This is a genomic window from Bacillus sp. SORGH_AS_0510, from assembly GCF_030818775.1.
In the GTDB taxonomy this organism is placed as follows: domain Bacteria; phylum Bacillota; class Bacilli; order Bacillales; family Cytobacillaceae; genus Neobacillus.
In genome coordinates, this window is the sequence record NZ_JAUTAU010000001.1 from 4,094,106 (window position 1) to 4,114,242 (window position 20,137).

Annotated in this window: 22 protein-coding genes and 1 riboswitch; of the genes, 8 read left to right on the forward strand and 14 right to left on the reverse strand. The window is 38.6% G+C overall.

Annotation, left to right across the window (positions count from 1 at the left end):
• Positions 1-36: 36 nt before the first annotated feature.
• The 3 genes from QE429_RS20890 to fabL all read right to left on the reverse strand — a co-directional run bounded on the left by QE429_RS20890 (position 37) and on the right by fabL (position 1,871).
• Positions 37-294, reverse strand: a complete 258-nt coding sequence (locus QE429_RS20890) for a YgaB family protein (RefSeq protein ID WP_307289781.1) — start codon at positions 292-294, stop codon at positions 37-39.
• A gap of 444 nt (positions 295-738) precedes the next feature.
• Positions 739-1,050: a gamma-type small acid-soluble spore protein gene (locus QE429_RS20895; protein WP_307289783.1), complete on the reverse strand. Its 312-nt coding sequence runs from the start codon at positions 1,048-1,050 to the stop codon at positions 739-741.
• Between the two features lie 71 nt (positions 1,051-1,121).
• Entirely contained in the window at positions 1,122-1,871 is a 750-nt protein-coding gene (gene fabL / locus QE429_RS20900) for an enoyl-[acyl-carrier-protein] reductase FabL (RefSeq protein WP_307289785.1), read from the reverse strand.
• Positions 1,872-1,982: 111 nt separating this feature from the next.
• Here fabL and QE429_RS20905 point away from each other — a divergent pair, with 111 nt between their 5' ends.
• Positions 1,983-2,207 carry a hypothetical protein gene (locus QE429_RS20905; RefSeq protein WP_307289787.1) on the forward strand — a complete coding sequence of 75 codons (225 nt, stop codon included), beginning with the start codon at positions 1,983-1,985 and terminating at the stop codon, positions 2,205-2,207.
• A gap of 24 nt (positions 2,208-2,231) precedes the next feature.
• Here QE429_RS20905 and mutY read toward each other — a convergent pair whose 3' ends face one another.
• Complete coding sequence (gene mutY / locus QE429_RS20910) at positions 2,232-3,335, reverse strand: A/G-specific adenine glycosylase (protein ID WP_307289789.1); 1,104 nt, start codon at positions 3,333-3,335, stop codon at positions 2,232-2,234.
• A 123-nt stretch (positions 3,336-3,458) separates the two neighbouring features.
• Between mutY and QE429_RS20915 the strand changes: the two genes are divergently transcribed.
• Positions 3,459-4,439 (forward strand): metal-dependent hydrolase, encoded by a 981-nt coding sequence (locus QE429_RS20915; protein WP_307289790.1) that lies wholly within the window; start codon positions 3,459-3,461, stop codon positions 4,437-4,439.
• Between the two features lie 34 nt (positions 4,440-4,473).
• Here QE429_RS20915 and QE429_RS20920 read toward each other — a convergent pair whose 3' ends face one another.
• Complete coding sequence (locus QE429_RS20920; protein ID WP_307289793.1) at positions 4,474-4,743, reverse strand: YfhJ family protein; 270 nt, start codon at positions 4,741-4,743, stop codon at positions 4,474-4,476.
• A gap of 131 nt (positions 4,744-4,874) precedes the next feature.
• Here QE429_RS20920 and QE429_RS20925 point away from each other — a divergent pair, with 131 nt between their 5' ends.
• Complete coding sequence (locus tag QE429_RS20925) at positions 4,875-5,048, forward strand: small, acid-soluble spore protein K (RefSeq protein WP_307289794.1); 174 nt, start codon at positions 4,875-4,877, stop codon at positions 5,046-5,048.
• A 61-nt stretch (positions 5,049-5,109) separates the two neighbouring features.
• Here the strand turns inward: QE429_RS20925 and QE429_RS20930 are convergent, their stop codons facing one another.
• Positions 5,110-5,433, reverse strand: a complete 324-nt coding sequence (locus QE429_RS20930; RefSeq protein ID WP_307289795.1) for a YfhH family protein — start codon at positions 5,431-5,433, stop codon at positions 5,110-5,112.
• Positions 5,434-5,524: 91 nt separating this feature from the next.
• Here QE429_RS20930 and QE429_RS20935 point away from each other — a divergent pair, with 91 nt between their 5' ends.
• Positions 5,525-6,202, forward strand: coding sequence for an SDR family NAD(P)-dependent oxidoreductase (locus QE429_RS20935; protein WP_307289796.1), 678 nt, complete (start codon positions 5,525-5,527; stop codon positions 6,200-6,202).
• A gap of 6 nt (positions 6,203-6,208) precedes the next feature.
• Here the strand turns inward: QE429_RS20935 and recX are convergent, their stop codons facing one another.
• Complete coding sequence (gene recX, locus QE429_RS20940; protein ID WP_307289798.1) at positions 6,209-7,024, reverse strand: recombination regulator RecX; 816 nt, start codon at positions 7,022-7,024, stop codon at positions 6,209-6,211.
• 76 nt (positions 7,025-7,100) lie between these two features.
• Here recX and QE429_RS20945 point away from each other — a divergent pair, with 76 nt between their 5' ends.
• The 3 genes from QE429_RS20945 to QE429_RS20955 all read left to right on the forward strand — a co-directional run bounded on the left by QE429_RS20945 (position 7,101) and on the right by QE429_RS20955 (position 8,583).
• On the forward strand, positions 7,101-8,006 hold the full coding sequence (locus tag QE429_RS20945; protein WP_307289800.1) for a TIGR01777 family oxidoreductase: 906 nt from the start codon (positions 7,101-7,103) through the stop codon (positions 8,004-8,006).
• Between the two features lie 119 nt (positions 8,007-8,125).
• Positions 8,126-8,260, forward strand: coding sequence for a YfhE family protein (locus QE429_RS20950; protein WP_307290905.1), 135 nt, complete (start codon positions 8,126-8,128; stop codon positions 8,258-8,260).
• 137 nt (positions 8,261-8,397) lie between these two features.
• Positions 8,398-8,583, forward strand: coding sequence for a YfhD family protein (locus QE429_RS20955; protein WP_307289802.1), 186 nt, complete (start codon positions 8,398-8,400; stop codon positions 8,581-8,583).
• A gap of 130 nt (positions 8,584-8,713) precedes the next feature.
• Here QE429_RS20955 and QE429_RS20960 read toward each other — a convergent pair whose 3' ends face one another.
• Positions 8,714-9,208 carry a DoxX family protein gene (locus tag QE429_RS20960; protein ID WP_307289804.1) on the reverse strand — a complete coding sequence of 165 codons (495 nt, stop codon included), beginning with the start codon at positions 9,206-9,208 and terminating at the stop codon, positions 8,714-8,716.
• Positions 9,209-10,086: 878 nt separating this feature from the next.
• The gene (locus QE429_RS20965) at positions 10,087-11,316 is read right to left on the reverse strand and encodes a homoserine dehydrogenase (protein WP_307289806.1); all 1,230 of its coding nucleotides are present in this window, start codon (positions 11,314-11,316) and stop codon (positions 10,087-10,089) included.
• A gap of 95 nt (positions 11,317-11,411) precedes the next feature.
• A riboswitch (SAM riboswitch) is annotated at positions 11,412-11,524 on the reverse strand.
• A gap of 444 nt (positions 11,525-11,968) precedes the next feature.
• Between QE429_RS20965 and QE429_RS24560 the strand changes: the two genes are divergently transcribed.
• Positions 11,969-12,250: a hypothetical protein gene (locus QE429_RS24560; RefSeq protein WP_483862230.1), complete on the forward strand. Its 282-nt coding sequence runs from the start codon at positions 11,969-11,971 to the stop codon at positions 12,248-12,250.
• On the opposite strand, the gene argH is transcribed toward QE429_RS24560, so the two are convergent.
• The 5 genes from argH to QE429_RS20990 form a co-directional block, all read right to left on the reverse strand.
• On the reverse strand, positions 12,146-13,522 hold the full coding sequence (argH, locus tag QE429_RS20970; protein ID WP_307289807.1) for an argininosuccinate lyase: 1,377 nt from the start codon (positions 13,520-13,522) through the stop codon (positions 12,146-12,148). The genes QE429_RS24560 and argH overlap by 105 nt on opposite strands.
• A gap of 63 nt (positions 13,523-13,585) precedes the next feature.
• Complete coding sequence (locus QE429_RS20975) at positions 13,586-14,797, reverse strand: argininosuccinate synthase (RefSeq protein WP_307289809.1); 1,212 nt, start codon at positions 14,795-14,797, stop codon at positions 13,586-13,588.
• Positions 14,798-14,881: 84 nt separating this feature from the next.
• Complete coding sequence (gene argF / locus QE429_RS20980; RefSeq protein ID WP_307289810.1) at positions 14,882-15,850, reverse strand: ornithine carbamoyltransferase; 969 nt, start codon at positions 15,848-15,850, stop codon at positions 14,882-14,884.
• Positions 15,834-19,070, reverse strand: a complete 3,237-nt coding sequence (gene carB / locus QE429_RS20985) for a carbamoyl-phosphate synthase (glutamine-hydrolyzing) large subunit (RefSeq protein ID WP_307289812.1) — start codon at positions 19,068-19,070, stop codon at positions 15,834-15,836. The genes argF and carB overlap by 17 nt, the downstream gene beginning before the upstream one ends.
• Positions 19,057-20,133: a carbamoyl phosphate synthase small subunit gene (locus QE429_RS20990; protein ID WP_307290906.1), complete on the reverse strand. Its 1,077-nt coding sequence runs from the start codon at positions 20,131-20,133 to the stop codon at positions 19,057-19,059. Before QE429_RS20990 ends, carB begins: the two co-directional genes overlap by 14 nt.
• Positions 20,134-20,137: the final 4 nt, after the last annotated feature.

The window sequence follows — 20,137 nt, forward strand, 5'->3', positions numbered from 1 at the left end:
ATTTTGCGTATTTTTTTCAATTTCTTTATTGTTTTTCTACAAAGTTGGGGTCAAATTCGTTTCTCGGTATGAATTTATGACCTCTTCTGTTTGTTTTTCAAAAATTAGCTGAATCTCTTTTAATTCTTTTTTCATCAATTGAATATCTGTTTGGATACTTTCAAGATCTGTTGCATGCTGCAATGACTGAAGTTCTTCTTCTATTTGTTGGCAACGTTCAAGCTCGGCTTGAAGATAGAGTAATTTTTCCATAGTCACCATCTGCTCGGAAACTAATCGGTTGAATTGATTCATTTCCCTCACCGCCTATTCTTTAACTATCTTCCTACCTAATATGTATTCTTTAGTAACCCCTATTTTCCTTTGACTACTTCTGTAGAGTAATAAGAAGATTTGTCGAAAAATCGAAAAGTGGAGGCGCCTTGACCAGCCCCGACAGGCAAATGTTCTTCGGAAAGAAAAGTCCGCTCTTTGACTTTTATTTTCGAAGGTTATTTGACCCGAGGGGCTAGGCGCTGCAGCTAGACAATTCGAAAAGCGGAGGCGCCTTGACCAGCTCCGACAGGCAAATGTTCTTCGGAAAGAAAAGTCTGCTCTTTGACTTTTATTTTCGAAGGTTATTTGACCCGAGGGGCTAGGCGCTGCAGCTAGACAATTCGAAAAGCGGAGGCGCCTTGACCATTAAACAAAGGAAGAAGGCACTCTTTCGCATGGAAGAGTGCCTTCGCTTGAAGCTTATTAGCTTTGTCCGTATTGACCAGAGTTTTGGCCTTTACGAGCTTCAGCTTGTTGGTTTTGTTGTCTTACTTCAGCAGCATTAGTTTCGCTAGCGAATTCAGTTCCGAATTGACCAGCTGCACCAGATGCACCTTTAGCAGATTGAGCGTTTTGCTTTCTTACTTCAGCAGCGTTTGTTTCGCTAGCAAATTCAGTTCCGAATTGACCAGCTGCACCTGCTGAACCTTGAGCAGATTGAGCGTTTTGTTGTCTAACTTCCTGGATGTTAGTTCCAGCAGAAGTTTTGTTTGGCTGTTGATTGAAGTTTGCCATTGTAATCACCTCCACGAGATTAATGTATCCCGTACACGTGAAGATTATCCAAAAAATTATCGAAAAATAATTTAAACCAGTAGAGAGATTCCTCCATCAACAATGATCGTTTGTCCTCTAATCATGCTTGAATCCTCTGATAGGAGGAACATCACACAATTGACCATATCTTCAATTTCCACCATTTTACCTGCAGGCGTTTTTTCTCTCGCTTCTTGCAGTAATTCTTCTCGATTAGGAAAATGTTTCAGTGCTTCGGTATCTACTGCACCACCTGAAACAGCATTAACAATAATGTTTTTTGGAGCCAGTTCGACAGCTAAATATCTTGTTAACGCCTCAAGTGCTGCTTTAGAAACTCCTACAACTGTGTAATTTTCTAAATAACGAATAGATCCAAGCGAACTGATGCTGACAATTTTGCCGCCTCCATTTCGCTCCATTAATTTTGCCGCTTCTTGTGCACAAAATAATAAGGCTTTACTATTAATGTTTAATGTCCAATCCCAATGAGACTCTTCCAGCTCCATAACTGGACGCTGTACGCCTGAAGCTGCGTTATTAACGAATACATCTAAACGGCCGAACTCCTGCTCAATTTGAGCAAACATATCCTTAATCTTTGCGACGTCACCAACGTTCGCTTTTACAATGAAGGCTTTCCTCCCTAATGCCTCTACTTGTTCAGCTGTTTCAAGGGCTCCTTTTTTACTTCTTGCATAGTTAATAACGATATCATAGCCTGCCTCAGCCAATCTTAAGGCAGTCGCTTTTCCAATTCCTCTGCTGCTTCCTGTAATTAATGCTACTTTTTGCGTCATTCTTTTATTCCCTTCCTCATTGCTTTTCCTTTCATTTTAGCTTTTCCATGAATAGATGACAATTAATATAGAAAACTATAGGCAAATTGATGTAAAAGGAGAGGGTAAAACATGTACGTAGGAAGAGATATGACTGAGCTTTCCTTAATGCCGAAAACTGATTGGAAGAACAGTGAACTTGCTTTTTTCCACCATTCCTTGCAACAAATAGCTCCATATTTAAACAGTGAGGGACAAACCATTCATCGCGAAATTATTGAAGAAATTGAAAGCCGCGGTGGTATGCACAGACAAGAAGCGGATTACACTCATGGTACAAAAATTACGTATGATTAAAAATGAACGCCGCATTTGCGGCGTTCATTCAGAGTCATTTTGTTTTTGAGACAGTTTGAACACTTTTTGATACGGAACAGGGAAAGCATATTCTTTCATTTCTTCTAATGACACGAACTTCCAGTCTTCACTCTCTGGTATGAAATTTTTCACCGCACCTGTATACACCTTAATATTCCATAATAAATGAGAAAAAACATGTTCAATTTGCCCTATAATTTGTCCAAGACCTAGATCTAAATTCAAGAATTCCCTAAACAAATCAACAACCTGTTGTCGGTCAGATTGTAATGGATGATGTATTTCAACAGTTGGAAACTCCCATAAATTAGCTAATAGACCATTCGATGGCCGTTTATGAATTAATATGTTGCCATGTTCATCTTCCACAACTGCTGCTGCAAGCTGTACATTCTTTGTTTTCACCTTTCTTGTTTTGACAGGAAGCTCTTGTTGTACTCCTTCATGAAAAGCGATGCAATGTTCTCGAACTGGACATAATAGACATGACGGGGAAGTAGGAGTACAAATTAAAGCACCTAATTCCATCATTGCTTGGTTAAAAGAAGATGGATCTTCATGGGAAATCAAATCTCGAACTGCTTTTTCAAATATTTTTCTTGAGGAAGCCTTTGCAATATCCTCCCGAATTAACAGTATTCTTGATAAGACTCTCATAACATTACCATCGACGGCTGGTTCTGGAATTCCATAAGCAATGCTCAATATGGCACCTGCAGTGTACGGACCAACTCCCTTAAGGGATGAAATTTCTTCTGGAGTGTTGGGTACCTTGCTATTATATTTCTCTTTTACTTCCTTAACTGCTGATTGAAGGTTTCTAACTCTGGAGTAATAACCAAGACCTTCCCATGCTTTAAGTACTTTCTCCTCCTCTGCTTCCGCTAAGTGTTCAATCGTTGGGAACCAGTCTATAAACCGGTTAAAATATGGAATCACCGTATCAACTCTAGTTTGTTGCAGCATAATTTCAGATACCCACACCTTATAAGGGTCCTGATCCTTTCTCCACGGGAGGTCACGTTGTTCTGCTTTAAACCAGGAAATAAGATCATTTTGAAAAGCACTTATATTGATTTTTTCTGAATTTTCTTGTTCAATTATCATAACTTTTATCCTCCAGATTGTTAAACACAACGAAAAAAGGGAATATAATAATATGCATTTCGTTTTACAATAAGCTAATTTGTCAATTTTGACAAGAACCTAATTATAAAAGGAGGATTCCTTTTGGATACTGGAACTCATGTTGTAATGGGGATAGCACTTGGCGGTCTTGCGACACTTGACCCTGTAGTAGCTAACAGCCATGCGACTGCTACTAGTGTGTTAATCGCAGTAATAGCCGGATCACAAATACCTGACATCGATACTGTATTGAAACTTAGGAATAATGCCATCTATATTAGAAATCATCGTGGAGTCACTCACTCTATACCAGCTGTTATGCTATGGCCGCTTGTCATTTTAGCTGTGGTCTACCCTTTTTTTCCTAACGCTAATCTTCTGCATTTATGGGCATGGACTTTTGCGGCAGTTTTTATTCATGTATTTGTTGATATTTTTAATGCCTACGGTACACAAGCTTTACGACCTTTTTCGTCTAAATGGGTGGCCTTAGGCGTCATTAATACGTTTGACCCTTTTATCTTTGGAATTCATGTGGTCGGCATTCTTATTTGGATATTTGGTGCCAATCCAGGAGTTACATTTTTATTAATGTATATAGTGATCTTTGGTTATTATTTAAAGCGATATCAGGCCAAAAAGAGAGTCTTGGTTGGAGTAAGAGCTCTGGTTCCAGATGCAATTGAAATTATTATTGCTCCGACAATGAAGTTCCATCAGTGGCGGATTGCCGCGATGAATGAAGAACAATTTTTTGTAGGTCGTTCAATCGATGGCAAGGTTGAAATTCTCGATTATTTTAAACGCATCCCTGTACCAAATACACCTGTGATTGAGGCAGCCAAAAAAGATAAAAATCTTTCAGCATTCCTCTCTTTCTCACCTGTATACCGGTGGGAAGTAGATGAATATGATGATTTTTATGAAGTTCGTTTTATTGATTTACGTTATCGAAGTAATGGACACTACCCGTTCGTTGCTGTTGTTCAGTTAGATCATGATTTAAATCCAATTAGCTCCTATACAGGCTGGGTATTTAGTGAGAAAAAGTTAAGAAAAAAGCTCAGCATCATACCCAGTTAAAACAAAAGAAAACTCGCGATAGCGAGTTTTCTTTTTAATGTGTTTGACCTTTTTCCTGATTTAAAAAATGTTTATATTTCGGATTGGTTGCTATAAACTCATGGAGCTTATCTCCATAATTCTCAATCCATTGTTTAACAATTCTTTCTGTCATTTCACTACCCTTATATTCCCAACCAGCTTTAGCATATGTAGATTCGAAATCTTCCCATAAGAGCTCTACCCAAGTTCTTGCTTGAACATAGGATAAGTCATGATTTTTTTCTAAAAGCAGCTTTGTTAATTCATCTTGGTACACGTTCATATTCACACCTCATTGCCATTTTCTTATAACATAACCTTTATTAAATGCGTAAATACTATCATTACGTGGTAAGCATTGAGATGCCGCCTTTGCTTTTCACGTTTTTCTCATTCCCAAAATGGAGGTACAGCATGAGAAATAAAGCAACGAATTTTCCTAATCAAAATAATAACAAGTTTGAGGGAGAGCCACGAGCAAAAGCAGAATATGCTTCTAAAAGAGCCAACGGCACAATCAATACCCATCCACAAGAGCGGATGCGTGCTTCTGGGGAACGCGATGACGAATCCCCTCAGTTTTCATAACTAAAGTACAAAAATTCTGCTAAAACAAACAAGCCAGAGATTTACTCTCTGGTTTGTCCTCTTATTTCAACTCTTTTAACATAGAGATTGGTAACGCCTCTTCTTGTCCATCACCTTTTAATCGATATCCCCAAGCGAAGACGCCGTTCATATAGTCTATTTTAAAATACTGCCCAGGATCTCCTTCCACTTCATATATTTCTCCTGGTTTAAACGATTCTGGATCCATTAAATAGGCCTTAGCCATTTGCACCTTTCTTTCAAGGACAGCAAACTCACTAACCATTCCCATTTGTTCCGCTTTTCTTGCCTTTTCTTTAAGCGAAGCGATCTCTTGTTTTAATTCATGCTCGGTCATAACACTGTATCGTTTTTCCTGTGGCATTCAATTCACTCCCCTTAATCTTCTTTTTTTAGTATAGTAATTTTTAGAGGATTAATAAAGGTTAAAACTCACATAAAAAGGAGATTTCACTATGAAAACAATCATTGTGACTGGAGCAGGTTCAGGCTTAGGTAAAGAACTAGCTTTTTTATTTTCGAAAAAAGGATTCCATCTTCTACTGGTGGGCAGAACAGTCGAAAAGTTAGCACAAGTTAAACAGGAAATTGAAGTATTAGGTGGAAAAGCTGACCTTTTATCACTGGATATATCCAATAATGAAGAGGTAGATTCAAAATTAAATGAACTAAACGAGCGCTATCATATTGCAGGGTTGATCAACAATGCAGGAGTAGGTCATTTCGGGCCTTTTATTGAAATGGACCAAACTGAAATGAAAGAAATGCTCGAAACCAATGTGATAGGAACTATTTTAATGACGAAAGCCATCCTTCCATATTTACTTCAAAATGGTGAGGGACGAGTCATGAATATTATTTCTACAGCTGGTCTCCGTGGAAAGGTAAATGAAGCGGTCTATGTTGCAAGTAAATTCGCTGTAAGAGGCTTTACTGAGAGTCTGCAAAAAGAATATGAGGGTACTGGTATTAAATTTAATGCCGTATATATGGGGGGGATGGATACTCCGTTCTGGGACGAAAGCGACCACGTTTCAGACAAATCACGGTTTAGGTCACCAAAGGAAGTAGCAGAGATTATCATGGACCAAATTGATCAGGATTCAATTATTATTGAAAGTAAAAAATCATGACTCGTGTCATGATTTTTCGCTTTCAGAAAGAAACCTTTCAATATAATCCATTGAAAATCCTTTTCTATATAGGGCTTGTTTCATTTTTTGCTGATATTCATACCCACTTAAATGCGCATACTTTCGATGGGCTTTTTCACCTTGGAAATGAACTGCTTTCATTTCCTCATCTTCTTCTTTTTCCACTTCTGTTTCGTCAACTGCTATTTGTATGACTTCAAAAGGGTATCCTTTTCTAAGCAGTAAATGTTCTAATTTCTGCTTTTGAATCTTTAAAGACTCATTTGAATTTTTTTGAAAAATCTTCTCGGTCATTTTCGTTGCTTTTTCAATCTGCTGTTCTCTTGGATATTCTTCTAAAGCATCGATTAGGATATCATCCTTTATACCCTTTTCCTTTAATTCCATTTTAATTAAGTCAGGACCCTTATCAGTGGTATTTGCTTGTGTTCGGACATAGGCTAAAGCATATTCCTGATCATTAATGTATTTTTGTGAAATTAACCTATGAAGAACCTCATTTATGACGGGTTCATCAACTTCTTTTTTAATAAGGTAATCCTTGATTTCTTTTTCCGATCTCATTCTCCTTGCAAGATAATTGATTGCTAAGTTGTATGCTTTACGGATATCGTCTTGATACTGAATTTCCAAGAAAGAAAAATCATCAAGCTCCATCCCTTTTTTTAAATTGAATTTAATTAACACATCGCTGTCGACACTAAAAGCAAATTCTTCACCCTTGCCCTTGCCATAATCCATGAAAACATTAAATCGGTCTACATTTTTTTGTTGTGTGGTGATTTTCGTAATAATAGCCATTTCCTTCACCTCACTCTCACTTTACCATACTTTTTTATAAAAATAAGGTAAAATAAAGCAAAAGGAGGTCTTCTACATGAAAATTGCAATTGCAGGTGGAACAGGCTTTGTTGGAAGGGCACTTGTCGATGAATTGAGCACGTATGAATATGAAATTGTTATCTTAACTCGCAGGGCAATGAAGACCAGCGAGAAGGCAAATATTCGATATTCTCAGTGGTTAACGGATAATGCAAACCCTGTTAGGGACCTCCAAAATACGGATATTTTTATTAACCTCGCAGGTGAACCGATTAACAGTGGACGCTGGACCGAAGAGAGGAAAAGTAAAATTTTGTCCAGTCGGATTGAAGCAGTCGATGCAGTGCTGGACATAATAAACCAATTAGACCGGAAACCGCAGGCGCTTATTAACGCCAGTGCAATAGGAATTTATGGAACTTCCGATAACGAAGTTTTTACTGAAAATACGGAAAGGCTTGGCTCAGATTTTTTAGCAGACACTGTGATAAAGTGGGAACAAGAAGCGAGCAAAGCTTCTTCCTTACAAATTCGAACAGTCTTATGCAGATTTGGTATCATTATTGAAAAGGATGCAGGAGCTCTTCCTAAAATGCTGCTACCGTATAAGTTGTGTATAGGAGGTAACATTGGAAGTGGTAAACAATGGATGTCATGGATTCATCTTAGGGATGTAGTGAAAGGTATAATTTTCGCCATCGAAAATGAACAAATTCAAGGTCCTATCAATTTCACTGCTCCACAGCCCGTAATTATGAACGATTTTGGCAAAACACTTGCTCAAGTATTACACCGACCACACTGGCTTCCAGTACCTAGCTTCGCCCTTCGTTTACTTCTCGGTGAAATGAGTACCTTAGTGGTTGATGGACAAAAGGTTTTACCAAAAAAACTATTAGATCATGGATTCCAATTCCAATACCCTAATTTAAAAATGGCATTAAAAAATATATTTTCCTAAAAAAAGTATCATTCCTTTCTTAAAAGGTAAAAATGGAAATAAGTACATACTTAGTGCTTTTATTTTTACCACTTAGCTTGATGACAATTAACAAAAAAATGTTGAAAGGAATGAGCAGAATGGCGGGAAAAAAGAAAAAAGATATGGGTAGAGGTAAATATACCTTAACAAGTACACAAGAGGTTTTATATCAGAGGGACTTTAAGATGGCTGACCGTGCAGGCGGTTATCATGACAGTAAAACTAAGCTGTAAGTGACGGACTATACCATAGATATACCTTAATATAATTTAAAGTTTTTCCATTAATGAGCCCCTTTCTATTTGTAAAAGCTATTAAGGAGTGAGAGATTACTTTCTCCCTCTAGCTTAAATTGAAAGGGGTTTTAGTAATGGGTCGTATGCATAATGGAGGTTCTCACAAGAATAATAAAAGCTCACTTCCACAAACACCAAAAAATTTAAAATCAGATGGCATGGATGTAGAATACTCACAGGAATTTGCTGATCACGCTGATCTTGAAGCACAAGCACGCGCTAATGCAGCTAACCAACGTGTGAAGAATAGGAAAAGATAAGCATAAAAAAAGAGAAGCAGGCTTTGCCCTGCTTCTTAAAATATATTTAAGGGGGAATAAATGATACTTCAGCGAGTTCCATTGAGAGGCTACAGTGTATTTAGCTGGTTAGAACTCGGTATACATACTGTTAGTTGTTGTTCACTTTCCTTGCAGGTGCCTTTTTGAAATAACCTTTAATAAATGGAACTGCATAACGGTCAAGGCCGAAGTAATACGCTCCAGTTCCTACAAAGAGAAGAATCATTGCTGCTGTATAAAGAATTGGGTTAGTGCTAGTTGTTCCTGCAAGCATAAAGTTTAAGTTCATAAATGCACCGGCAAGTAATGCAGGTATAGTTGCTAAACCGACGATTAATCCGATACCAACAAGTAGCTCTCCCCAAGGAATTAATACGTTAAAGATTTGTACATTTGGAATCGCAAATTGTTGTAAGAAATCAGCGTACCAAGCTTGAACTGCGGGATGATCTCCTGTTGCATTTGCTAGGGCTCCTTTTAGGAAACCACCAGCATCAAATCCACCAGTTAATTTATGATAGCCTGCTTCAATCCACTGTAATCCAAGCCAAACTCTCAACACTGTCCATACCACTGCTGCTTGAGGGGTTTTGTACCATCTCATCACAATCATCTCCTATTAATATTTGTGAATATTTTCACAAAATAATGTAACGATAATTACTTCCCCTTTCGATGAGGGGCGTTCAGCTAGCTGTGATTGTAGGGAAGGTGGTGAAGTAGTTTGCTTTCTTTCACTTCAGTTTGTGAATTGTTTCACTATCTTCTCTACACTTATAATATACACTCCTACTCCTTAAACGACAATGGTTTTCACAGTTTCTTAACATATTAATGTTAGAAAATTGAATAGAATGTGAACTTACTAAGTTGCTTGTATTAGAATTGTGCTTCTACGTAATTGTGGATAAATATTCTGACTTTTGTGGATATTGTGAATAAGTCTGTGGAATACCTATAAATCAGGACTTTAGATGTGGATAATATAGTGGATAAATACGGAATATACGTGACTATTGAATTAGATTTATGCATCATGTTCAAATGAAAAAGTCTTGGGATTTGCTACTTTTACTTTTTACTTCTTTTTCTCTATAAAAAGTAGATCTAGAGCCTGGCTACTTCTACTTTTTCCTTCTTATCTCTGAAAAAAGTAGATCTAGAACCTCTCTACTTCTATTTTTTCCTTCTTATCTCTGAAAAAAGTAGATCTAGAACCTCTCTACTTCTATTTTTTCCTTCTTATCTCTGAAAAAAGTAGATCTAGAACCTCTCTACTTCTACTTTTTTCTTCTTATCTCTGAAAAAAGTAGATCTAGAACCTCTCTACTTCTACTTTTTCTTTTTTCTCTTTAAAAAAGTAGATCTAGAGCCTGGCTACTTCTACTTTTTCCTTCTTATCTCTGAAAAAAGTAGATCTAGAGCATGGCTTTCGTAAAATGAAAAAAAGAGCCATATAGCTCTTTCATTGTTTGTAGATTCTTATAAAGCCTTAAGCGCTTTTATCTGTTTCACCTTCTCGTATTCTCCTATAATCGGATAATAGATAAGATTATTTTGTTTGGCCAGCAGGGCAATTTCTCTATCTGTCGCTTTGATTACAAACGTTTCATCCGCCACTTCTTCAATCCAAGTAATGGAAGGAGTCCCCTGTTTATGCTTCACTCCATGCACAAGCCACGTTTCCTTCTTGTCACTCTTACTAAACCCCGTTACCGCTTCTTGAGAACACGCATTATTCTGTTTTTCTGGGGAATTTTTACACACATGAACTAAATCCTCAATTACCGCACTCGCTGTAGGAAACATTCCAGCTCCTGGTCCCTGAAGAGTAATCTCTCCAACTATATCAGATTGGACATTTACTGCATTCTGGACGCCTTCAACATGGTAAAAAGGATGTTCTTTACCCACTAGGGCTAGTTTGACAGTTGCATTAATTTGATCACCCAACCTTGTAATACTCGCAATATGCTTAAACCTTAGCCCTGCATTTTCTGCCGCATCAATCAAGTCACTTGTTATTGAAGTAATCCCTTCACGATTAACATCCTGCCAGTTGGGTTCTTTTCCAAAAGCCAGTCTGCTTAAAATCATGGTTTTATAAAAAGCATCAAAGCCCTCCACGTCATTTGTCGGGTCAGCTTCAGCAAAGCCATTCTCTTGTGCTAATACTAACGCCTGAGCAAATGTCTGCTTTTTCTCCCTCATTTCTGTGAGGATAAAATTGGAGGTACCATTGAGAATTCCTCGAATTTGCTTCACACGATTAATGTTTAATAACTGTCTAAGTGTTTGTATAACGGGAATTCCTCCGGCAACAGTAGCTTCAAAACCAACCGAAACTTTCTTCTCATCTGCCAGCTCAAGCAGTTCTTTCCCGTGATGGGCGAACATTTCTTTATTCGCCGTAATGATGTGACATCCACGCTCAATCGCTGATTTCAAAAAGGTAAAGGTTGGCTCTTTATCGACGATGGCCTCAATAACTATATCCAGTTGTTTGAGCTTCAGGATTTCTTCAAAGTCTGTAGTAACTAACACATGCTCACTAATGTTTCTTTCCTTTTCCCTGTTCCTGATTAAAATTGCTGTAACTTCAACCTTCTTTCCTAATGCGGCTGCAAGCTCCTCACTGTGTGAATGTATTGTTCGATAGACACCTTCACCAACTGTTCCAAAACCCAGGATTGCCACTTTTATTACAGACACAATCATCCATCCCTTCCCTACACGATTTTTAACATGCGGCTGTTTAATTTTTACAAAGAAAAACCCTCTTCAATAAGAAGAGGGTTGGATTCCTCCTCTTATCTATCAGGTTAAAAAATAACCTGCAGGAATTAGCACCTTTTCAAGGAATACCTTGAAGGTTGCCGGGTTTCATCGGGCCTAGTCCCTCCACCACTCTGGATAAGAGTTTTTATTTGATTTTTCATTTAATTTCCAAGTTATAAAGAGAATTGTAGTTGATGCAGTGTTAAATGTCAATATATTCTTTCAATTGTAACTAACGGACACCACTTGTAAATTTGGCATGTTCTTCTTTTACTAATTTAATAAAATTTTCCTTTTCAAAATCCATACTGGTAATCATTTTGATATTTTGCTCACTGCTTAAGAACCGCCTCACCTTTCTGTTTTGGTGAATGATATAAGCATATCTAACATCCTTTTCGAGTGAAGTGAACCAGTCTTCTTCCCTTAGTCTAATTAAGTTCTTTTCAAATTTCGATTTAGAGAACCGATCAGGTATGAGAAATTCAATGACTTCTCCTGCGATATCAACAAGTAAATCAATGATAAAACCGCTAATGGAAAACCACTCCTTAGAAAAATGATAGATTGTAGATAAATTATCAATTTGTGTAGATATATTATAAAACTGTGTAGAAAAAATGTAAAAGTGTGTAGATATATCGAAGAAACGTGTAGAAAAAAGGCAAAAATGTGTAGATATTTCTCAAAAGCGTGTAGAAATCTCCTACATCCCCCTTTTCACAGCAAAAAGAAACCCACCGTTTGGCAGGTTTCTCACATTTTATCGCTTCAATTTCCCCTCAGCAAGCTCAATTTGCTTCTCCACCTGCTCCGGAGCCGTACCTCCAAAGCTGTTTCGAACGGCAACTACGTGTTCTGGAGCTAAAACCTCGTAAATATCCTCTTCAAATAAAGGACTAAACTCTTGATATTCTTTAAAGCTCAAATCTAGTAAAAACTTATTGGACTGGATCGCATATAGAACAATTTTTCCAATGACCTCATGGGCCTCACGGAATGGTAACCCCTTTGTAACCAGATAATCCGCAATATCCGTAGCATTCGAGAAATCATTGTTAATTGCTTTACGCATCACATCTTTATTAACCGTCATCGTTTCAATCATTGGTGCCAATAGTTTTAAAGATCCTTCCAATGTTTCCACGGTGTCAAACATGCCTTCTTTATCTTCTTGTAAGTCCTTATTGTAGGCAAGCGGCAATCCTTTTAGCACTGTCAAAAGCCCAATAAGGTTGCCATAGGTACGACCTGTTTTTCCACGAAGCAGTTCTGGTACATCCGGATTCTTCTTTTGCGGCATAATGCTTGAGCCCGTGCAGAATGAATCATCTAACTCAACAAACTGGAATTCTTGGCTGGACCAAATTACTAGTTCCTCGGAGAATCTAGAAATATGTGTCATGATTATAGAACCAATCGATAAAAATTCGAGAATAAAGTCACGGTCACTCACGGCATCCATACTGTTTGGATACACGGTTTCGAATCCTAACAGATCTGCTACACGTTCACGGTTGATAGGAAAAGTAGTCCCTGCTAACGCACCAGAACCAAGTGGAAGCCAGTTAACACGTTTTAGACTATCAATCAGTCTTTCCTTATCACGTTCAAACATCCAGAAATAAGCCATTAAATGGTGAGCAAACGATACTGGCTGCGCACGCTGGAGATGAGTATAGCCTGGAATTAAGGTTTGGACATGTTCTTTTGCCTGCTCGATTAAAGCTCCCTGAACATCTTCGATCAATTTAATCAGTTCCGTTGTTTTTGTTCTTAAATAAAGATGCATATCAGTAGCTACTTGATCATTCCGGCTTCGGCCCGTATGGAGTTTACCGCCCACCTGTCCGATTTTTTCAATCAGTAGCTTTTCAATATTCATATGAATGTCTTCATCTTCTACTAAAAACTCCACTTGGTTCGCATTGACCATTTTTTGAATCGCTTGAAGGCCCTCTTTAATTTTTCCAGCATCCTCCATCGGAATAATTCCACATTCACCCAACATCTGCACATGTGCCAGGCTTCCGGCGATATCCTCTTTTGCTAACTTTTGATCAAAAGATATGGATGCTGTAAATTCCTCTACGAGCTTGTTGGTTTCTTTTGTAAATCGTCCGCCCCATAACTTAGACATTTCCTGCTCCTCCTTAAAATGAAAGAAGATAGCCCCCGAAATAGGATTCGAGGGCAATCCGAATTATTTTACAATCGTTTCTTTTTTAGTAACCTCTGAATATACCTTTGTTGGTAAGCCCCAAATCTTAATAAAGCCAACAGCCGCATTGTGATCGAATGCATCACCTTTTGAGTAGGTAGCAAGCTCCTCGTTGTATAAGCTATATGGTGATTTACGGCCAACAACTGTGTGATTTCCTTTATGAAGCTTCACACGAATGGTTCCAGTCACAGTCTTTTGTGTTTCATCAATAAATGCATCAAGAGCTGGTTTAATAGGAGAATACCAAAGACCTTCATAAATGATCTTTGCCATCTGCTGCTCCACCTGCGTCTTAAATTGAGTAACCTCACGAGTTAATGTTAAGAATTCTAATTCCTTATGCGCATTGATTAAAATTAATGCACCCGGATTTTCATACACTTCTCTTGATTTAATTCCTACTAAGCGATTTTCAATGTGGTCAATACGTCCCACACCATGCTTACCGCCAAGTGCGTTTAATGTTTCAATTAATTGAACAAGTGGAAGCTTCTCACCATTAAGGGCAACAGGAACCCCTTGTTCGAATTCAATTTCTACGTATTCAGCTGCGTCAGGAGTTAGTTCAATCGGATTCGTCCAATCGAAGGCTGCTTCAGGCGCTTCTGCCCATGGGTCTTCAAGCACTCCTGCCTCACATGCACGTCCCCAAATGTTCGCATCAATTGAGAAGGGATTATCTAAATCTACTGGAATTGGAATACCGTTTTCTTCAGCATATTTAATTTCTTCATCACGTGTCATTCCCCATTCACGAACCGGAGCAACCACTTTTAGGCTTGGATTTAATGCTTGAATGGACACTTCGAAACGGACTTGGTCGTTTCCTTTTCCTGTACAGCCGTGAGCGACTGCTGTAGCCCCTTCTTTTTCTGCAACTTCTACTAATAGCTTTGAAATTAGCGGACGGGAAAGAGCTGAAGATAATGGATACTTTCCTTCATACAAACAATTAGCCTTTAATGCTGGTAAAATATATTCCTTTGCTAGCAATTCTTTTGCATCGATCATATAAGCTTTAACTGCTCCCACATTTAAAGCCTTATTTTTAATAGCTTCTAAGTCTTTTCCTTCACCTACATCAAGACCTAGTGCAATGACATCATAGCCATATTTTTCTTGGATCCATTTCACTGAAACGGATGTATCTAAACCACCTGAGTATGCTAAAACAATTTTTTCCTTTGCCATCTGTATATTCTCCTCTTGCTTTTATTGAATTTTTATTCAATCAATAGAATTATTATACAACAACTCTCGCAAAAAGTGAAACTATTATGCTAATAAAAGTTTTAAAATTGCTTTTTGCGCATGCAGGCGGTTCTCTGCTTCATCAAACACAACAGAATGAGTACCATCAATAATATCTCCAGTAACCTCTTCCTCACGATGTGCAGGTAAGCAATGTAAGAAGATATAGTCTGATTTTGCTAGTTTGCAAAGTTCATCATTTACCTGATAGCCTTCAAACGCCTTCAATCTTTTTTCCGTTTCTTCTTCCTGCCCCATGCTGGTCCAGACATCTGTTACCACAACATCCGCTTCCTTGATTGCTTCAAATGGATCATTTGTAATGACAACCGAACATCCTGTTTGACTGCCCGCTTTGATTGCTGCTTCAGTAATTTTTCCATCAGGTAAATATCCCGGGGGGCTGGCGATGCTAACATCCATTCCTACTTTTACTGCCCCTTCCATTAATGAATGGGCCATATTATTATTGCCGTCTCCGATATAGCAAAGCTTTAACCCAGCCAGTTTCCCTTTATGCTCCAGGATTGTTAATAAATCAGCTAATACCTGTGTTGGATGTTGTAGATCAGTTAACCCATTGATGACTGGAACAGTTGCATGTTCTGCTAATTCCTTCACAGAATCATGTGAAAACGTTCGAATCATGATTCCATCCACATAGCGGGATAATACTTTGGCTGTATCGGAAATACTTTCCCCACGTCCGAGCTGAATATCTTTTGAGCTTAGGAAGATGGCATGCCCTCCAAGCTGCAGCATCCCCACTTCAAACGAAACCCTAGTACGAGTAGATGATTTTTCAAAAATCATTCCTAACACCTTACCATTTAAGAAAGGCTGGGGCGTCCCTTGGTTTTGCATTTGCTTTAGTTCTAGCGCATCATTTAACAGGTAAAGGATTTCATCAGTAGTGAAATCCGATAGCTGTAAAAAATCTTTTCCTTTCAGTTGCGGGTTATTAATTTCGTTCAATTTAATGGCTTCTAACATGAACGGCACCTTCTTTTTCAATATTATAATACTCACTTACCGTCCGTACTTGTGATTCCTGTTGTGCTCCTTTTTGCAGGCCAAATGTTGCCTCAATCGTATCTAAATGAGTGAACACAGGTATTTTGTAACGAACAGCATGCTCGCGAATTTGAAAACCAAACTTCATTTTATTTCGACCTTGATTTGGAATGTTGATTACTGCTTTAATTAACTGTTTACGAAAAAAGCTGCTTACATCCGCATCATCCTTAATCACTACCTCAACAGGAATGCCATTTTGTTGAAGGAAAAGAGCGGTTCCTTCAGTTGCGGCGATGCTATAATTTTGGCCGACCAATTCCGCAATAATCGGGAGACTTGCAGGCTTTTCACGGTCCGAGATGGAGAAAAATAGATAATTTTTCTCTGGATCATCACTAAGTGAAAGAATCGATTTTTCGAGCGCTGCTTGGAACGTTACACCCATGCCTAGTGCTTCGCCTGTTGATTTCATTTCCGGCCCAAGTACATGATCAACGCCCTTTAGCTTACTTGATGAAAATACTGGCGTTTTTACAGCATAATAGTTCGGCTCCGCTAGTAGGCCTTGGGTTGGTGATAACTGTTGTAAGGATTGACCAAGTTGAACACTGGTTGCCCATTCGATCATCGGAACGCCGGTTACCTTGCTGATGATTGGCACTGTTCTCGAAGAGCGCGGGTTTACTTCTAATACATAAACTTCACTTTCATAAATAACAAATTGAATGTTCATCATACCAATGACTGAAGTAGATTTTGCTAACTTACTAGCATAATCAATTAAAGTTTGCTTGATAGTTTCTGTTAAAGAGATCGGCGGGAAAACCGTAATGCTATCCCCTGAATGAACACCTGCTTTTTCTATATGCTCAAAAATACCTGGAACGACGATTGTTTCTCCATCACTAATAACATCAATCTCACACTCTAATCCAGGTAAATATTTATCTACTAATAATGGCCACATGGATGCCTGCGAGTTCCCCTCAAGCTGGACAATATATTGGTTAAGCTCTTCTTCTGAAAAAATAGTAAACATCGATTGTCCGCCTATTACATACGATGGGCGAACAAGAACTGGGTAGCCTAATTTTTCTGCGGCCTCTTTCAATTCATCTGGGTGTGAGACTGTTTGACCCTCAATATGGGGAATATTTAAGTCTTCAAGCAGTTGATAGAATTCCTTTCTATCTTCTAAACGATCAACATTCTGAACAGAGGTTCCTAAAATGTTTACTCCTTCTTCTTCAAGTGCATGCGCCAAATTAATCGCCGTTTGTCCGCCAAACTGAATGAGAACTCCTTCCACTTGTTCCTTTTCAATCACGTGGAGAACATCCTCTGCCGCTAGAGGTTCGAAATATAGACGGTCGGCAACAGAATAATCTGTGCTCACTGTCTCTGGATTGTTGTTGATAACAACCGCTTCGTATCCGTTTTTCTTAATTGCTTTTGCCGCGTGGACAGAACAATAATCAAATTCAATCCCTTGGCCAATACGAATCGGACCAGAACCAATTACGAGGATTTTCTTTTTATTTGTAACTTCAACCTCGTCAAACCCATGCCAAGTTGAGTAGTAATAAGGTGTAACGGCATCAAATTCAGCAGAACAGGTATCAACCATTTTATAGCCCGGTTTTAGGTTTAGCTCTTTCCACTTTTTTCTCATTTCCTTTTCAGGAATATTGAATATTTGTGATAAAAGTTTATCAGAAACATTATTTCGTTTAGCTTGTTTAAGCAGAAGGACAGGAACCTGACCCCATTGATAGGACGCCAATTCCTTTTCAATCTCAACGATTGAACTAATTTTGTGTAAAAACCATGGATCAACCTCTGTTAACTGCTGTATTTTTTCAAGAGTAATCCCTCTTCTAAAGCATTCGGCAATGATAAATAGCCGTCTGTCATTTGCTGTTGCAAGAAGGTCATAAAGAGCATCATCTTCTGCTGATTTATTCGCCTCAAGACAGAGACCATATACATTCATCTCCATTGACCGAATCGCTTTGTTTAAAGCCCCTTCAAATGTCCGGTCAATCGCCATTACTTCACCTGTTGCTTTCATTTGTGTCCCCAGTGTACGGTCTGCTTCTGGAAACTTATCAAATGGGAAGCGAGGCAGTTTCACCACAATATAATCAATCGCTGGCTCAAATGAAGCAAACGTGTTACCTGTTATTGGATTCACAATCTCATCCAAATGGTACCCAATTGCACACTTTGCCGCCATTCTTGCTATTGGATATCCTGTTGCTTTGGAAGCAAGCGCGGACGAGCGGCTTACCCTTGGATTTACTTCGATAATATAGTACTGATTGGATTCTGTGTGGAGAGCAAACTGAATGTTGCATCCTCCAATGATTCCTAGTTCTCTAATAACTTTAATGGAAACGTCACGAAGCATTTGATATTGAACGTCTGTCAATGTCTGAGATGGAGCAACTACAATGGAATCTCCTGTATGAACGCCGACAGGGTCCATGTTTTCCATATTACACACTATGATGCACGTGTCATTTGCATCGCGCATGACTTCGTACTCAATTTCCTTCCACCCTTTAATGCTTTTTTCAACTAGTACCTGCCCAATTGGACTGGCAGCAAGCCCTTTTTTCAAGACGATTTCAAGTTCGTCATCGTTATGAGCGAATCCGCCGCCCTCACCACCTAATGTATAGGCAGGACGAATAATCACTGGAAATCCAATTTGCTTAACGAACTGTACTCCTTCTTCGTAGCTGTGAATGATCGAAGATTCAGGAATCGGTTCACCGATTGTAAGCATCAGATTACGGAATCTTTCTCGGTCCTCTCCATTTTTGATCGATTCAACCGAAGTTCCTAGTAGTTCTACATTATATTTTTCTAATATCTTTTGTTCATATAGTTGAACTGTTAAATTTAATCCGGTTTGGCCACCTAGGGTACCAATCACTCCGTCCGGTTTTTCTTTTTGAATAATCTTTTCGATTGTCTCCACATTCAGTGGTTCGATATAAACTTTATCTGCAATGGCTTCGTCCGTCATAATGGTTGCCGGGTTATTGTTAATTAAAACAACTTCAATTCCTTCCTCTTTCAAGGCAATACATGCCTGTGTTCCGGCATAATCAAATTCTGCTGCCTGACCAATGACAATTGGGCCAGACCCGATGACAAGTACTTTATTTAAGTTTTTATTTAATGGCATATACGGTCTCTCCCAATGAAGCTATCTGGCTTACGAATTCTTGAATGATATGTGCGGTATCGCTTGGTCCGGGATGTGCCTCCGGATGAAATTGTACCGTTTGAATTGGATAACTTTGATGTTTTAGCCCTTCAATGGATTGATCATTGACATTTCGATAGGTGACATCAAAGACATTTTGGTCGATGCTTTCGTCCACGACAACATACCCATGGTTTTGGGCTGTAATTTTCACTTTTCCAGTCATAATTTCTTTCACTGGGTGATTGCCACCTCGATGACCATACGTCAGCTTTGCTGTTTTTGCCCCGTAAGCTAAAGCGATTAGCTGGTGACCTAGACAAATTCCAAGTGTCGGATAATGCTGGCTGATTTTTTTGATTTCCGGAAACCATTTCTTTAAATCCATTGGATCTCCTGGTCCATTGCTAAATAGAACACCGTCTGGATTCAGGGCTTTTACCTTATCAAAAGAAGTAGTGTAAGGGACAACTGTAACTGCACAATTTTCTTCTAAAAGTGCACTTAAAATTGACTTTTTAAAGCCATAGTCCATTAATACTACGTGCGGCCCTCTGTTTTTATAATATTGCGTCTTCTTAGTGGATACTTTCTCAACCCACAGAGTTGATTTTTCATTTACTGAAAAATTCCCCTGCATGGTTTTGCTTAAATATCCTTTAACAGTTCCACGGCTTCGAATGGTCTTGACAAGAAGTCGTGTATCTACGCCTGCAATACCAGGAACTCCTGCCTGCTTAAGTCTCTCTGAAAATTTATAAATAGATTGATAATGACTTGGCGTTTCACAAAGATCACTGATGACGACTCCAGATAGTGCGGGCGTGATGCTTTCATCATCCAATGCATTGATACCATAGCTTCCGATAATCGGATAACAGAACGTAATGATTTGTCCCGCATAGGAAGGATCGGTAATGATCTCCTGGTAACCAGTCATACTTGTATTAAATACTACCTCTCCGAGAGAATCCTTTTCTGCACCAATTAATATACCTTCAAACACTTCTCCCGTTTCCAAAGTAAGGTATCCCTGTTCCAAAACA

Excerpts from the sequence above, each read along its gene's own strand:
- QE429_RS20905 (WP_307289787.1), top strand. The coding sequence starts at position 1,983 with ATGTACGTAGGAAGAGATATGACTGAGCTTTCCTTAATGCCGAAAACT.
- QE429_RS20935 (WP_307289796.1), top strand. The coding sequence starts at position 5,525 with ATGAAAACAATCATTGTGACTGGAGCAGGTTCAGGCTTAGGTAAAGAA.
- QE429_RS20920 (WP_307289793.1), bottom strand. The coding sequence starts at position 4,743 with ATGAACGTGTACCAAGATGAATTAACAAAGCTGCTTTTAGAAAAAAAT.
- QE429_RS20895 (WP_307289783.1), bottom strand. The coding sequence starts at position 1,050 with ATGGCAAACTTCAATCAACAGCCAAACAAAACTTCTGCTGGAACTAAC.
- QE429_RS20950 (WP_307290905.1), top strand. The coding sequence starts at position 8,126 with ATGGCGGGAAAAAAGAAAAAAGATATGGGTAGAGGTAAATATACCTTA.
- recX (WP_307289798.1), bottom strand. The coding sequence starts at position 7,024 with ATGGCTATTATTACGAAAATCACCACACAACAAAAAAATGTAGACCGA.
- mutY (WP_307289789.1), bottom strand. The coding sequence starts at position 3,335 with ATGATAATTGAACAAGAAAATTCAGAAAAAATCAATATAAGTGCTTTT.
- QE429_RS20890 (WP_307289781.1), bottom strand. The coding sequence starts at position 294 with ATGAATCAATTCAACCGATTAGTTTCCGAGCAGATGGTGACTATGGAA.
- QE429_RS20960 (WP_307289804.1), bottom strand. The coding sequence starts at position 9,208 with ATGAGATGGTACAAAACCCCTCAAGCAGCAGTGGTATGGACAGTGTTG.
- QE429_RS20975 (WP_307289809.1), bottom strand. The coding sequence starts at position 14,797 with ATGGCAAAGGAAAAAATTGTTTTAGCATACTCAGGTGGTTTAGATACA.
- argF (WP_307289810.1), bottom strand. The coding sequence starts at position 15,850 with ATGTTAGAAGCCATTAAATTGAACGAAATTAATAACCCGCAACTGAAA.
- QE429_RS20930 (WP_307289795.1), bottom strand. The coding sequence starts at position 5,433 with ATGCCACAGGAAAAACGATACAGTGTTATGACCGAGCATGAATTAAAA.
- carB (WP_307289812.1), bottom strand. The coding sequence starts at position 19,070 with ATGCCATTAAATAAAAACTTAAATAAAGTACTTGTCATCGGGTCTGGC.
- QE429_RS20955 (WP_307289802.1), top strand. The coding sequence starts at position 8,398 with ATGGGTCGTATGCATAATGGAGGTTCTCACAAGAATAATAAAAGCTCA.
- QE429_RS20945 (WP_307289800.1), top strand. The coding sequence starts at position 7,101 with ATGAAAATTGCAATTGCAGGTGGAACAGGCTTTGTTGGAAGGGCACTT.
- fabL (WP_307289785.1), bottom strand. The coding sequence starts at position 1,871 with ATGACGCAAAAAGTAGCATTAATTACAGGAAGCAGCAGAGGAATTGGA.
- argH (WP_307289807.1), bottom strand. The coding sequence starts at position 13,522 with ATGTCTAAGTTATGGGGCGGACGATTTACAAAAGAAACCAACAAGCTC.
- QE429_RS20925 (WP_307289794.1), top strand. The coding sequence starts at position 4,875 with ATGAGAAATAAAGCAACGAATTTTCCTAATCAAAATAATAACAAGTTT.